The sequence below is a fragment of the Rhodoferax lacus genome (assembly GCF_003415675.1).
Classification (GTDB): Bacteria; Pseudomonadota; Gammaproteobacteria; order Burkholderiales; family Burkholderiaceae_C; genus Allorhodoferax; species Allorhodoferax lacus.
In genome coordinates, this window is record NZ_QFZK01000001.1 from 144,254 (window position 1) to 157,424 (window position 13,171).

Sequence of the window (13,171 nt, forward strand, 5' to 3'; positions counted from 1 at the left end):
ATCCGGGTCTGCTATGTTAAAAAAAATTACGGTTCAGCAACTGCAGTTGGGCATGCACCTGAAGGAGTTTTGTGGCTCCTGGATGGAGCATCCTTTTTGGCGCACGGGCTTTGTCCTGAACGACCCCAAAGACCTCGCCAGCATTCTTGCCAGCAGCATCAAGGAGGTCTGGATTGATTGCGACAAGGGCCTTGATGTGCCTACTGGTGAAGCCTCGGTATCGGAGGCCGAGTCCGACGCGGAAGTCGAGGCCGCCCTGGAGCAGGTGGTGCTGGAGCGACGCAATGTCACACCCCTGAGCACGGCCCAGGAAATTGCGCACGCCACCAAGATTTGCTCACAGGGCAAGCGCGCCGTAATCTCCATGTTCGAAGAAGCCCGCATGGGCAAGACGGTGGATACCGGTGGCGCACAAAAGCTGGTGGAGGAAATCACCGATTCGGTGGCCCGCAACCCCAGTGCGCTGATCAGCCTGGCCCGGCTCAAGACGGTGGATGACTACACCTACATGCATTCGGTGGCGGTCTGCGCCATGATGGTCGCCTTGGCCAAACAGCTCAAGCTCGATGAGCAGCAGACGCGTGTGGCCGGCCTGGCCGGCCTGATGCATGACCTGGGCAAGGCCATGATTCCCATGGAGATTCTGAACAAGCCCGGCAAGCTGACAGATGCCGAGTTCGATATCGTCAAGCGGCACCCTTCCGAGGGGCACCGCATGCTGCTGACAGGCACGAACGTGGATCCCGTGGTGCTGGATGTCTGTTTGCATCACCATGAAAAGACCGATGGCTCCGGCTACCCGGAAGGCCTCAAGGACGCGGACATCAGCCTGTTTGCCAAGATGGGTGCCGTCTGCGACGTCTATGACGCCATCACATCCAACCGGCCCTACAAGCCGGGCTGGGACCCGGCAGAGTCTTTGCGCCGCATGGCCGAGTGGGCCAAGGGCCACTTTGACATGCAGGTGTTCCAGGCGTTTGTGAAGAGCATGGGCATCTACCCCATCGGCAGCCTGGTGCGGCTGAGCTCCGGGCGATTGGGCGTGGTGGTGGAGCAGACGGGCAAGTCTCTGACGTCTCCCACCGTGAAGGTGTTTTTCTCCACCAAGTCGGATATGCGGATTGTTCCCGAATTGGTGGATCTCTCACGCCCGGGCGTGACGGACAAGATCATCAGCCGGGAAGATCCCGCCAAGTGGCGCTTCCATGACCTCAACGAACTGTGGTCAGGCATTTCTGCCTGAGCAAGCCGGCAGCGGCTGCGTCCTAGCAGCCGCGCGTGACGGGCATCTCTACAGGCTGGGCTGAAGGCGCGTATTTGCCCAGCTCGAGCTTGGCGATGGCATTGCGGTGCACTTCGTCCGGACCATCGGCAAAGCGCAGGGTGCGCGCACAGGTATAGAGGTAGGCCAGCGGAAAGTCCTCGCTCATGCCGGCCGCACCAAAGGCCTGTATGGCCCAGTCAATCACCTCGCAGGCCATATTGGGCGCCACGACCTTGATCATGGCGATTTCGTTGCGTGCAAACTTGTTGCCCGCCATGTCCATCATCCAGGCAGCCTTCAGGGTCAGCAGGCGCGCCATGTCAATTTTGCAGCGTGCCTCGGCAATGCGCTCCTGTGTCACGGTCTGGGCTGCGATGGGTTTGCCAAAGGCCACACGCGCCGATGTGCGCTTGCACATGAGTTCCAGTGCCCGCTCAGCCAGGCCGATCAGGCGCATGCAATGGTGAATGCGTCCGGGCCCCAGGCGGCCTTGCGCGATTTCAAAACCGCGCCCTTCACCCAGCAGCAGATTGCCCACCGGCACGCGCACATTCTCGAACGCCACCTCCATGTGGCCGTGCGGCGCGTCGTCGTAGCCAAACACGCTCAAGGGGCGCACAACGGTCACGCCCGGTGTGCTGGCAGGCACCAGCAGCATGCTTTGCTGGGAATGGCGTGCGGCGTCCGGGTCGGTCTTGCCCATGACGATGTAGATGGCGCAGCGCGGGTCACCCGCACCGGAGGTCCACCACTTGCGGCCATTGACGATGTAGTCGTCGCCCTGGCGCTCCATGCGGGTTTCGATATTGGTGGCATCGCTGGAGGCAACCGCCGGCTCGGTCATTGCAAAGGCCGAGCGGATCTCTCCGGCCAGCAGGGGTTTGAGCCACTGGCGCTTGTTTTCCTCGGAGCCATAGCGGGCAATGGTTTCCATGTTGCCGGTGTCGGGCGCCGAGCAGTTGAAGACTTCGCTGGCCCAGGGCACACGCCCCATGATCTCGGCCAGCGGGGCGTATTCCTGGTTGGTCAGCCCCGCGCCCTCAAACCCGGCTGCCTGCGCGCTGTCCACGGGCAGGAACAGGTTCCACAGACCGGCAGCCTGCGCCTGGGTCTTCAAGACTTCGATGACCTGCAGGGGCGTCCAGCGCTTGCCTGCCGCGGTGTTGGCGGCAATCTCCGCCTGGTATCGGCTTTCGGCCGGGTAAATGTGTGATTCCATGAACTGTTGCAGGCGGGCCTGCAGCGCCTTGGTTTTGGGCGAATAGTCAAAGTCCATCGTGTCTCCAGTGGGTAGGCGATTTGTGATCGGGCAGGGCGTTCAAAGCCGTTGGGCAAAGGCCCAGGCCAACTGCGCCAGCGGCCTGGCGCCAGCGGCCGAACGCACGGCCTGTGCACTCGAGGCGGTGCCCGCCTCCACGCGCTTGGCAATGCCCTGCAGGATGGCTGCGATACGAAACAGGTTGTAGGCCATGTAGAAGCTCCAGTCCTGCTGCAACTGCTCAGGCCTGGCCAGGCCGGTGCGTTCGCAATAGCGCCGGATGTAGTCTTCCTCCGAGGGGATGCCGAGTGCCGCCAAGTCCAGGCCACCGATGCCGCGAAACAGGCCTGCGGGAATGTGCCAGGCCATGCAGTGGTAACTGAAGTCGGCCAGCGGGTGGCCCAGGGTGGACAGTTCCCAGTCCAGCACGGCCACCACCCGGGGCTCTGTCGCATCGAACATCAGGTTGTCGAGCCGGTAGTCGCCATGAACAATGCACACCAGGCGGTCATCGCGCGCCATGGCCGGTATGTGCTGCGGCAACCAGGCCATCAGGTGGTCCATCTCGGGAATGGCCTGGGTGATGGATGCCTGGTACTGGCGGCTCCAGCGCCCGATCTGGCGCTCGAAGTAATTGCCCGGCTTGCCATAGCTCCCCAAGCCTTGGGCTTTGAAGTCCACACTATGCAGCGCGGCGATGACGCGGTTGCATTCGTCGTAAATGGCCGCGCGTTCTGCGTTTGCCATGCCCGGCAGCGCCGGGTCCCAGAGCACACGCCCCTCCACATACTCCATCAGGTAGAAGGCGCGCCCCACCACGGACTCGTCTTCACAGAGGCAAATCATTTTCGGTACCGGCACGGCGGTATGGGCCAGGCCGCTCATCACGGCGTATTCACGCTCCACGGCGTGGGCGGAAGGCAGCAATTGCGCCACCGGCCCGGGCTTACAGCGCATCACATAGCTGCCCGATGGGGTGCTCAGCTTGTAGGTCGGGTTGGACTGGCCACCCTTGAACATCTCCACCTGCACCTGCCCCTCAAACTGCGGCACATGGCTGGTCAGCCAGGCGCTGAGCGCGGCCACATCCAGTGCGTGCTGACCGGTGGCTGCGCGCGTTCCCGCAAAGTCGTCAAAGTCGCTCATGGTGCTTGGGACATTCAATGGTCGGTTTCTGCGATACGCAGCAGGGTGGCACGGTCGCGGATGACCAGTCCGCCGGGCTCTATGCGAATGGCATCTTCGCGTTCCATGCTCTTGAGCTCCTGGTTTACCCGCTGGCGCGATGCGCCCAGCAGTTGCGCCAGTTCTTCCTGGGCCAGCTGCAGGCCGATACGTATCTCGCTGGCGTCACTGAGCGATGGCACGCCGTAGCTGCGCACCAGATGCAACAGCTGCTTGGCCAGCCGCGCCCGCAGGGGCAGGGTGTTGAGGTCTTCCACCAGACCGTAGAGTTGGCGGATGCGCCGTGCATGCAGGCGCAGCAAGGCCTCGTAGAGTTCCGCATGCAGGGCCAGTATCTTCTTGAAATCCGCCTTGGCCACGCACAACAGGGTGGCGTCGCCGTGGGCATAGACGTCATGCGTGCGGCGGTCGCCATCAAAGATGGCTACGTCGCCAAACCAGATACCGGGCTCCACATAGGTCAGGGTGATCTGCTTGCCCGAGAGCGAAGTGGAGCTGACCCGCACGGCACCTTTGGCACAGGCCAGCCATTCTTCGGGCGGCTCGCCGCGGGCTGCAATCAGCGCGCCATCAGCATAACGCTTGACGTAGGCACAGCGAATGATGTCGTGCCGCAGCGAAGGCGACAGGGAGGAAAACCAGCGCCCTGCATTGATGGCTGCGCGTTCCTCAACAGTAAGAATGGGTTCGTCCATGGCCTGCATTGTCGGCTGCTCCAGGCAGCTTTGAACATTCCTGTGTCGCCGTGGCGTCAGAGCCTGTGCGGCTTTTGGGGGAAGCGCACCATTGCCAAAATTTGCATTCCGGTTTTTCGCCAAGGTCACTGCAAGCTGCAATACACTGGGCAAACCCCCAAAGGAAGGTGCGTCTGCCTGTGCCAAAATGCAAAGCAACTATGAAGCTCAACCGTAAACCCGTTTTTTGGGGCGTCTTTGCCGCCTTGCTGCTGGCATCAACCTGCAGCAGTGCCCTCACACTGGGCCGTGTTCGTGGAGCGGCAATCCTGGGCAAGCCATTGGACGTGTCAGTGCTGGTGCAAGCCACGGCAGAAGAGGATGTTTCTTCCAGTTGTTTTGAGGCCGACGTGCACTACGGCGACAGCCCGATCGAGCGCAGCCGCATTGTCCTGACTGTCCAGCCAGGCACGCAAGCAGGCGCGCACGTGGTGCGGATTACTTCCAGTGCCAGTATCGATGAAGCCTTGGTGCGGTTGACATTGCGGGCTGTTTGCAGTCCCAGGGCATCCCGGCAATACACCCTGCTGTCGGACGTTGTCAGTGAAGTGGCCGGCGCAGCAACTGCTTCAAGGGCTGCTGCGCGCCCTGAAACATCAGGCGCCCAGACTGCAGTGGCCCCCGCCGCGGCAACCCCTGTTGTTGCTGCCCCCATTCCCTCGGTTGGTCTGCCGGTGGCGGCCAAAGCCAAGGCGCCCGCAAAACCGCCAGCAATGCCGGTATTGAAACTGTCCCAGCCCCCAGCCAAGGCCAACAACGCGATCAATGCGGCAGTGCTGGAAGACCTGCAAAGGCGGGTCGATGAAATCGCCAAATGGCAAGCTGGCAGCACCAGTGCCGAGGACATGCTCAAAAGTGAAGCGCGTGCCAAAGCCCTGGAATCGGACATCATGGGCTTGAAAGCGGTGACGGCCAAGAACCAGCAAAACATCCAGATGGTTGCGGCCGCTGTTGAAAGCAGCACATCGCAAAACTATGACCGGAGCCTGGTTTACGGCTTGGGGGCACTGCTGCTTGCCTGCGTCGCCGCCCTGGCTTACGTCGCGCTGCGTGTGCGCTCTGGCGGGTTTTCCGCTGCACCTTGGTGGTCGGCAGAAGCCGCGCATCATGAAGCTGCTTTGCCTGTTGTTGCGGCCCGTTCCACGGCGCCAGGCTCACTGGGTAGCTCCAATCCATCCGTGGCTGCTGCGTTGGATTCAGCTCCCACTTCGCTTGCCGAGCGAGTCACCACAGGGCCAGCAGGTATTGAACCTATGGCAGGCACTTCGGTCGCTGCAACCCTATCCATGAACATCGCAGCTGCGGCCGCCGCAGCTGAGCCAGCTTCGGCACACCAACCGGTGACCGCCGGGCGCCCGGCTCGACCAGATTTTGCCCCCAGTGCTCCGGGCAACATGAAGTCGATCAACACCAAGGAAATGCTGGACGTGCGGCAGCAGGCCGAGTTCTTCATGGCGCTGGGCCAGCATGATGAGGCCGTGCGTTTGCTGGAGTCCAGTATCCGTGGCAGCGCTGACAGCAATCCGCTGGTACTGCTGGACCTGTTGAAAATACTCCATACCCTGAGCCGACGCTCGGATTTCGAGCGCTACCGCGAAGAGTTCAATGCCCAGTTCACCGGACGCATTCCGAACTACGCCAACTTCCAGATGGAAGGAAACGGGCTGGATACCTACGACGAGATTTGCCACCAGATCGTCGTGCTGTGGCCTACCGAATACACCATCGACTACATAGAGCAGTGCCTGGTGCGCCTGCCGGAAGATGACCCGGAGCAAGGCATTGACCTCGAAGCCTTCAAGGACCTGCTGCTCTTGTACGGTGTGCTCAAACGCCTGGATCAGGCCTACGATTCGGACTTGGCGCCCTTCAGCGCTTCACGCCCCGACCAACAGGCACTTTCGCAGTCGGCTTCCTTGAATGCAGGACTGACTGCACCTTTGCCTGTCAGTGCCGGTGGCTATGGCGCTGCGACCGCGCCCATGGACCTCGACCTGGACCTTGACCTGGATTTGAATTTGGACGTGGGCCCTGATGTCCAGAAGCCGGCCGAGCATGACAACCTGATCGACTTCGATATGTCGGCCTACATGGCGCACAAAAAGCCCGACTGATCTGCAAGACCAGACGGGGCTCAGCGTCGTACCTGCAGCGCCCCGGGGTTGACAATATGGGTGGGCGTCCCCTTGATGAAATTCACCACATTGTCAAAGGCCTGGCCAAAATACTCTTCGTAATTGTTCTGCTCCACGTAGCCGATATGGGGCGTGCAAATGCAGTTTTCCAGACGCAGCAGCGCGTGCCCCTGGAGTATGGGTTCGGTCTCGAAGACGTCCACCGCTGCAATGCCAGGGCGGCCCCGGTTCAAGGCGCCGATCAAGGCGTCCGGTTCAATCAACTCGGCCCGTGAGGTATTCACCAGAATCGCGCTGGGCTTCATCAAGGCCAGATCAGCGCCCGTGACAATGTGCTGGGTTGCCACATTCAGTCGCAAATGCAGTGACACCACATCAGCGGACGCAAAAAAGATCTCGCGACTTGGCGCGGCCAGACAGCCATCCACCGCCGCAGCAGCCCTTGAGGCCTCGCTTCCCCACACGACAACATGCATGCCAAAGGCGCGGGCGTAACCAGCAACCAGTTTGCCAATGCGTCCATAGCCCCAGATGCCCAGGGTCTTGCCAGCCAGCGTGGTTCCGATGCCGAAATTGGGGGGCATGGAGCCGGCTTTCAGGCCTGCTTGTTGCCAGGCGCCGTGTTTCAGGTTGCCGATGTAATGTGGCAACCTGCGCATGGCCGCCATCAACAGGGCCCAGGTCAACTCGGCGGGGGCCACGGCTGAACCCACCCCTTCCGACACGGCAATACCGCGCTCGGTGCAGGCTTGCAGGTCAATGTGGCTACCAGCGCGACCGGTCTGTGAAATCAGCTTCAGCTTGGGCAGCTTCTCAATGAGTTGGCGATTGATGTGCGTGCGTTCGCGGATCAACACCAGGATGTCGGCGTCTTTCAGGCGCACCGACAACTGGCCCAGCCCCTTGACCGTGTTGGTGTAGACCTTGGCCTGGTAAGGCTGCAGCTTGCTGGCGCATTCCAACTTGCGGACCGCGTCCTGGTAATCATCAAGAATCACAATATTCATAGGCCCAATTGTGCCTTGCCTCGAAGGGCATCCAAGAAGCTGCGCGGAGGCAGACGCGCTACCATGCGCATCCCACACCCTATTCAATGAAGGAACCTTATGCCTATCTCCATGTCATCGGCCAGTCTGCCCGTCTTCCAAACCATGCTCGGCAACCTGAGCCACATGCTGGACAAGGCCCAAGCTTTTGTGGATGCCAAAGGCTGTGACCCGGTGGCCCTTACGCAGTATCGGTTGGCACCCGACATGTTGCCTTTCACTCGGCAGGTGTTGATTGCCTGTGATGCGGCCAAGAACGGGGTGGCGCGCCTATCCGGTGTGGAAGCGCCCAAGTTTGCAGACGATGAGCAGACTCTGGCCGAGTTGAAGGCGCGCATCGCCAAGACGCTGGCCTATCTGGCCACCGTTCCAGCACAAACACTGGACGGCACCGAAGCAAAGGACATTACGTTTCCGGTTGGAAAGGACTCCGTGCGCACCATGCAAGGTGAGGCTTACCTGAAGCAGTGGGTGCTGCCCAATATGTTCTTTCACATCGTCACTGCCTACAACATCCTGCGCCACAACGGCGTGGATCTGGGCAAGAAGGACTACCTGCTCGGCGCTGCCGCCTGAGCGGCAGGGTGCCGGGTATGCCGGGCTTTAGTGCAGCGCAGCTTCGCGCTCTACCAGCCGGTCCAGCTCGGCACACACGTCGGCCATGCGGCCAGAGATCACCAGTCTGCCGGTGCTGGTACGTGGCATGCCGGTTTCCACCACACGCAAAACGCGCAGCGGCATGACCTTTTCGGCGCTTAGCCGACTGGCCGTTGCCCCCGCGTTGCCAGTGCGTGCCACTGTCAGCAAGGGCGAGTAAGCGACGCTGGGCCGCACATGGCTGCGCACCATGCGCGCTGGTGCCGCCAGCAGGGGAGTGGAGCTGCCTTGCATAAGGCGTTGAATGCCAAGCACGAGCTTGTGCTGTAAAACCAGAGCGATGTTCATAGATGTTCTGCCTGACGGGAATGTATGGAGGGTCTTACATGAGCATGGTGTTGCGGATCAAGCCGACTGCCAGGCCTTCAATTTCAAAGGGTTCGCCGGGCTCGACCACGATGGTCTGGTAGTCCGGGTTTTCAGGATGCAACTCGATCAGGTGCTTGTTTCTGCGGAAGCGCTTGACGGTGACTTCGTCACCCAGGCGGGCCACGATGATCTGGCCGTTTTTGGCATCTTTGGTAGCCTGCACAGCCAGCAGGTCGCCATCCATGATGCCGGCGTCCCGCATGGACATGCCGCGTACTTTGAGCAGGTAGTCCGGCTGCCTTTGGAACAGGCTGTTTTCCACGTAGTAGGTACGGTCCACATGCTCCTGGGCGAGAATGGGCGAGCCTGCAGCAACGCGGCCAATCAGCGGCAGGGCCAATTGGGCGAAGCCCTGCAAGGGCATGGAGAACTGCTTGCTACGGGACTCGTTGATGGAGCGCAGGGCGTCGCTCTTGAGGCGGATACCGCGCGAGGTGCCACTGACCAGCTCGATAACGCCCTTGCGTGCCAGGGCTTGCAGATGTTCTTCGGCCGCGTTCGCGGATTTGAAGCCGAGCTCGGTGGCGATTTCTGCGCGGGTGGGAGGGGAGCCGGTGCTGGCAATGGCACTTTGGATGAGATCCAGAATCTGCTGTTGTCTGGCAGTGAGTTTGGGGCTTTCGAGCATTCTGACTCCTTTGGCGTGAGGTGAAACCGGCTGTGGGTCTGTACACACTGTTTTCCCATCCAGTAACTGTATTTTTAACCAGTTTTTAAACTTTGACAAGAGAGAGTGAGTGAAATGCTGAAAAAAGTTGTTTTCCTGGGTATGGGCGGGACGATTGCCGGCACCGCGCAAAGCGCTGGCGACAACGTGGGCTACACCGCTGCACAGGTGGGTGTTGCGGCCTTGCTGGCCGGGGTGCCCGGTTTGCAGCAGGTTCTGGGCGACTGCCAGGCCGAGTCCGAGCAGGTCTGCCAGATCGACAGCAAAGACCTGGCGCACGCCGATTGGCAGGCCTTGCTGGACCGCGTGACGCATTACCTGGCTCAGCCGGAAGTTGCCGGTCTGGTAGTCACCCACGGCACGGACACGCTGGAAGAAACAGCCTTCTTTTTGTCGCAGGCGGTACCCGCCGCCCTGCTGGCCCACAAGCCCGTGGTGCTGACCTGTGCCATGCGGCCCGCGAGTTCTCTCACGCCGGATGGTCCTGCCAATATGGCTGACGCGGTGTCGGTGTCGCTGTGCCCGGGCGCGCGTGGCGTGCTGGTGGTCTGCGCAGGAAAAATCCATGGCGCAGCCCAAGTGCAGAAGGTGCATCCTTACCGTGTGGATGCCTTTGACTCCGGCGAAGCCGGGCCGGTAGGGCTGGTGGAGGAGGGCCGGGTGCGCCTGCTGGCCAATTGGCCGGGAGTCGACGTGGAGCGCTCACCCGTGGACAGTGCCGCACTGCAGGCGCAGGGCTGGCCGCGTGTGGAAATCGTCACCAGCCATGCTGGTGCCAGCGGGGCCGTGGTGCGCGCCTTGTTGGGGGCAACTGCGGCTCAGCCGCCCTTGCGCGGCATCGTTGTTGCCGGTACCGGCAACGGCACGGTGCACAAGGATATGGAGGTGGCACTGCAGGAAGCGCAGGCGCAGGGTGTGCGCGTGGTGCGTGTCAGCCGCTGTGCCTATGGCCAGGTGGTGGGGGGCTCGGCCTCAGCGCGCTCCGGCGCCTTTGTCGCCATGGAGTGGTCGGCCGTGAAGGCACGCATTGCGCTGATGCTGCAGATTGCAGTAGCATAAAAAAAGGCCGCAACTGCGACCTTTTTGTGTGCGTGACAGAGGCTTACTTCGCCAGTGCCTCAAACACGCGGGCCGTGATGGCGTCCACATCACCCATGCCGCTGATGGCGCGGTACTTGGGGGCGGAGGCGGCGTCTTTGGCAGCCCAGTCCGAGTAGTACTGCACCAGTGGGCGGGTTTGCGCGCTGTACACATCCAGGCGCTTCTTGACGGTTTCTTCCTTGTCGTCTTCGCGCTGGATCAGCGGCTCGCCTGTGATGTCGTCCACGCCTTCCACTTTGGGTGGGTTGAACTTGACGTGGTAAGTGCGGCCCGAGGCGGCATGCGAGCGGCGACCGCTCATGCGTTCGATGATGGCTTCAAAGGGCACATCAATTTCCAGCACGTAGTCCAGTTGCACACCGGCTGCCTTCATGGCGTCGGCTTGCGGAATGGTGCGGGGAAATCCATCGAACAGGAAACCGTTGGCGCAGTCGGCCTGCGTCAGGCGTTCCTTGACCAGGTTGATGATGAGCTCATCGCTCACCAGTCCGCCTGAAGCCATCACGGCCTTGGCTTCCAGACCCAATGGGGAGCCAGCCTTGACTGCTGCGCGCAACATGTCTCCGGTGGAAATTTGCGGAATGCCGTACTTCTGGCAAATGAATGTGGCTTGTGTGCCCTTGCCAGCGCCGGGTGCGCCCAACAGAATCAGTCTCATGGAACCCCTCTTTTTTGTCTAAACAGTTTGTGTTTCACAGGCATGACGCCCGTGCTTTTGCATGCAAATTACTCGTTGAGAATAGCATGGCAGGCCTGTTGGCTAACTTACAGAGCCACGCCGCCCGGCAGCTATGCGGCGAAGGTTTTGCGCACCCGCTCCAGGTCTTCCGGCGTGTCTACTCCGGCGCCCGGGGCCGTGTTGCTGGTATGCACTGCAATCTGGTAACCGTGCCACAGCGCGCGCAATTGCTCCAGGGCTTCGGTGACTTCTATGGGTGCCTGGGCCAGGGTGGGGAAACGGCGCAAAAAGCCCGCCCGGTAGGAGTAAATTCCGATGTGGCGCAAGGGCGCCGGTTGGGCCAAGGCGTGTAGCCCTTCGGCAAAGCCATCGCGCCACCAGGCAATGGGGGCGCGGCTGAAATACAGGGCCATGCCGGCCGCGTTCAACACCACCTTCACCACGTTCGGGTTCTTGAAGTCCTGCACCGAGTCAATGGCATGCGCGGCCGTGCCCATGCTGGCGCCGGGCTGGCTGCGCAACAGGTCGGCCACCGCCTGCACCAGGGCAGGGTCAATCAGCGGCTCGTCTCCCTGCACATTCACCACGATGTCTTCGTCGTTCAGCCCCAGGATGTCGCAGGCTTCGGCCAGCCGGTCACTGCCCGACGCATGGTCCACCCGGGTCAGCACGGCCTGCACGCCAAAGCGCTCGCAAGCCTGCACGATGCTGGCGTCGTCAGCGGCCACCACAATGCGCGCGGGTTGCGCCAGCCCCTGTGCGACGCGTTGCGCCACGCGCACCACCATGGGTATGCCGGCGATGTCGGCCAGGGGTTTGTTGGGCAGGCGGGTAGAAGCCAGCCGGGCCGGGATCAGGACAGTGAACGACATGGGCGCTTACAGGCCCAGCTCGGTGTCGGTCAGAGTGCGCGCTTCGGTCTCCAGCAGAATCGGTATGCCGTCGCGCACCGGGTAGGCCAGGCGCGCCGAGCGGGAGATCAGCTCCTGCTTCTCGCGGTCATATTCAAGCTTGCCCTTGGTGACGGGGCAGACGATCAGTTCAAGCAGTTTGGTGTCCATGGGGGGATGATAACTTTGCCGCCAGGACCGCACCCAGCATCTGGTCCAGCGCGTCCAGAAAAGCCGGCTCCAGCGTTTGTACCAAGGGCACGGCCAGGGCTTGGGGCCAGACCTTCCACAGCTTGGCTGCATCCTTCTCGGTGCACAGCACCTGGTGGCCGCGCAGCTCTGCCGTATCCAGCGTTGAAAAATCAAAATGGTCGGGCAGGGCCAGGGTCTTGTCCAGGCGCAGCCCCAGGGCGCGCAAGGCGCTGAAAAAATTCCCGGGCCTGGCAATACCGGCCAAGGCCAGCAAGGGCGGCTGCAGCGTGTTCAATGCCCTGCCTTGCCCATCGCTGGCAAGCGCCTGTTCTGCCAGCTTGCGTTGCGCCCGGAAGCCAGCAAAGGCCGCAGTGGCACCGGTGTGCAAAACCAGCAGGCGGTCATTGCGCTGGCCCACCGTGGCCAAGGCGGTGCGCGGCCAGGGCTCCCGCAGGGGGCCGCTGGGCAGCAGCCAGCCGTTGCCGGTGCCGCGGTCATCAAACACGCAGACTTCCAGGTCGCGGTACAGCGGGTAGTGCTGCAGGCCGTCATCACAAACAATGACCTGTGTTTTGGGGTAAGCCGCCAGCAGCGCACGGGCGGCCGCATGCCGGTCAGCGGCCACAAACACCGGGGCCTGGGTGGCCCGTGCAATCAGCAGGGGTTCGTCACCCACCAGGGTTGCATCACTGTCGGGCGTGACTTGGCACACGGCGTTGTCAGACCGCCCAAAGCCGCGTGACACCACGCCCACTACCATCCCCTTGCTTTGCAGGTGCTGCACGATGCCCATGGTGGTCGGGGTTTTGCCGGCGCCGCCTGCGATGGCATTGCCCACCACAATGACAGCGCAATCCACCCGGCGGGCCTTGAGCACACCCGTCTGGTAGAGCCAGCGCCGCACTTGCAGCAAGGCGGCATAGATCAGTGCGATGGGTAGCAGCAGCACGGCCAACGGGCCCCGGCGCTCCCAGGCTTGCATCAGTCCTTGGCC

At 61.9% G+C, this 13,171-nt stretch carries 14 protein-coding genes; 4 read left to right on the forward strand and 10 right to left on the reverse strand.

Annotated elements, in window-relative coordinates; translation table 11 throughout:
* The first annotated feature begins 13 nt into the window (after positions 1-13).
* Positions 14-1,243 (forward strand): HD-GYP domain-containing protein, encoded by a 1,230-nt coding sequence (locus DIC66_RS00655; protein WP_117173041.1) that lies wholly within the window; start codon positions 14-16, stop codon positions 1,241-1,243.
* Between the two features lie 22 nt (positions 1,244-1,265).
* On the opposite strand, the gene DIC66_RS00660 is transcribed toward DIC66_RS00655, so the two are convergent.
* The 3 genes from DIC66_RS00660 to DIC66_RS00670 are packed head-to-tail and all read right to left on the reverse strand — an operon-like array spanning position 1,266 to position 4,402.
* On the reverse strand, positions 1,266-2,540 hold the full coding sequence (locus tag DIC66_RS00660) for an acyl-CoA dehydrogenase family protein (RefSeq protein ID WP_117173043.1): 1,275 nt from the start codon (positions 2,538-2,540) through the stop codon (positions 1,266-1,268).
* Between the two features lie 42 nt (positions 2,541-2,582).
* Complete coding sequence (locus tag DIC66_RS00665) at positions 2,583-3,668, reverse strand: phosphotransferase (RefSeq protein ID WP_117173045.1); 1,086 nt, start codon at positions 3,666-3,668, stop codon at positions 2,583-2,585.
* Positions 3,669-3,682: 14 nt separating this feature from the next.
* Positions 3,683-4,402 (reverse strand): Crp/Fnr family transcriptional regulator, encoded by a 720-nt coding sequence (locus DIC66_RS00670; protein WP_117174080.1) that lies wholly within the window; start codon positions 4,400-4,402, stop codon positions 3,683-3,685.
* A 200-nt stretch (positions 4,403-4,602) separates the two neighbouring features.
* Between DIC66_RS00670 and DIC66_RS00675 the strand changes: the two genes are divergently transcribed.
* Complete coding sequence (locus DIC66_RS00675; RefSeq protein ID WP_117173047.1) at positions 4,603-6,555, forward strand: type IV pilus assembly protein FimV; 1,953 nt, start codon at positions 4,603-4,605, stop codon at positions 6,553-6,555.
* A 20-nt stretch (positions 6,556-6,575) separates the two neighbouring features.
* On the opposite strand, the gene DIC66_RS00680 is transcribed toward DIC66_RS00675, so the two are convergent.
* Positions 6,576-7,583: a D-2-hydroxyacid dehydrogenase family protein gene (locus DIC66_RS00680; RefSeq protein ID WP_117173049.1), complete on the reverse strand. Its 1,008-nt coding sequence runs from the start codon at positions 7,581-7,583 to the stop codon at positions 6,576-6,578.
* Between the two features lie 99 nt (positions 7,584-7,682).
* Between DIC66_RS00680 and DIC66_RS00685 the strand changes: the two genes are divergently transcribed.
* On the forward strand, positions 7,683-8,198 hold the full coding sequence (locus tag DIC66_RS00685) for a DUF1993 domain-containing protein (protein ID WP_117173051.1): 516 nt from the start codon (positions 7,683-7,685) through the stop codon (positions 8,196-8,198).
* 27 nt (positions 8,199-8,225) lie between these two features.
* Here DIC66_RS00685 and DIC66_RS00690 read toward each other — a convergent pair whose 3' ends face one another.
* Complete coding sequence (locus tag DIC66_RS00690; protein WP_233505734.1) at positions 8,226-8,567, reverse strand: hypothetical protein; 342 nt, start codon at positions 8,565-8,567, stop codon at positions 8,226-8,228.
* Positions 8,568-8,601: 34 nt separating this feature from the next.
* On the reverse strand, positions 8,602-9,276 hold the full coding sequence (gene lexA / locus DIC66_RS00695; protein ID WP_117173055.1) for a transcriptional repressor LexA: 675 nt from the start codon (positions 9,274-9,276) through the stop codon (positions 8,602-8,604).
* Between the two features lie 114 nt (positions 9,277-9,390).
* Here lexA and DIC66_RS00700 point away from each other — a divergent pair, with 114 nt between their 5' ends.
* Positions 9,391-10,374, forward strand: a complete 984-nt coding sequence (locus tag DIC66_RS00700; protein WP_117173057.1) for an asparaginase — start codon at positions 9,391-9,393, stop codon at positions 10,372-10,374.
* 43 nt (positions 10,375-10,417) lie between these two features.
* Here the strand turns inward: DIC66_RS00700 and adk are convergent, their stop codons facing one another.
* The 4 genes from adk to lpxK all read right to left on the reverse strand — a co-directional run bounded on the left by adk (position 10,418) and on the right by lpxK (position 13,159).
* Positions 10,418-11,074 (reverse strand): adenylate kinase, encoded by a 657-nt coding sequence (gene adk, locus DIC66_RS00705; RefSeq protein WP_117173059.1) that lies wholly within the window; start codon positions 11,072-11,074, stop codon positions 10,418-10,420.
* Positions 11,075-11,205: 131 nt separating this feature from the next.
* Positions 11,206-11,967 (reverse strand): 3-deoxy-manno-octulosonate cytidylyltransferase, encoded by a 762-nt coding sequence (gene kdsB, locus DIC66_RS00710; RefSeq protein ID WP_117173061.1) that lies wholly within the window; start codon positions 11,965-11,967, stop codon positions 11,206-11,208.
* A 6-nt stretch (positions 11,968-11,973) separates the two neighbouring features.
* Positions 11,974-12,156: a Trm112 family protein gene (locus tag DIC66_RS00715; RefSeq protein WP_117173063.1), complete on the reverse strand. Its 183-nt coding sequence runs from the start codon at positions 12,154-12,156 to the stop codon at positions 11,974-11,976.
* On the reverse strand, positions 12,137-13,159 hold the full coding sequence (lpxK, locus tag DIC66_RS00720) for a tetraacyldisaccharide 4'-kinase (RefSeq protein WP_117173065.1): 1,023 nt from the start codon (positions 13,157-13,159) through the stop codon (positions 12,137-12,139). Before lpxK ends, DIC66_RS00715 begins: the two co-directional genes overlap by 20 nt.
* Positions 13,160-13,171: the final 12 nt, after the last annotated feature.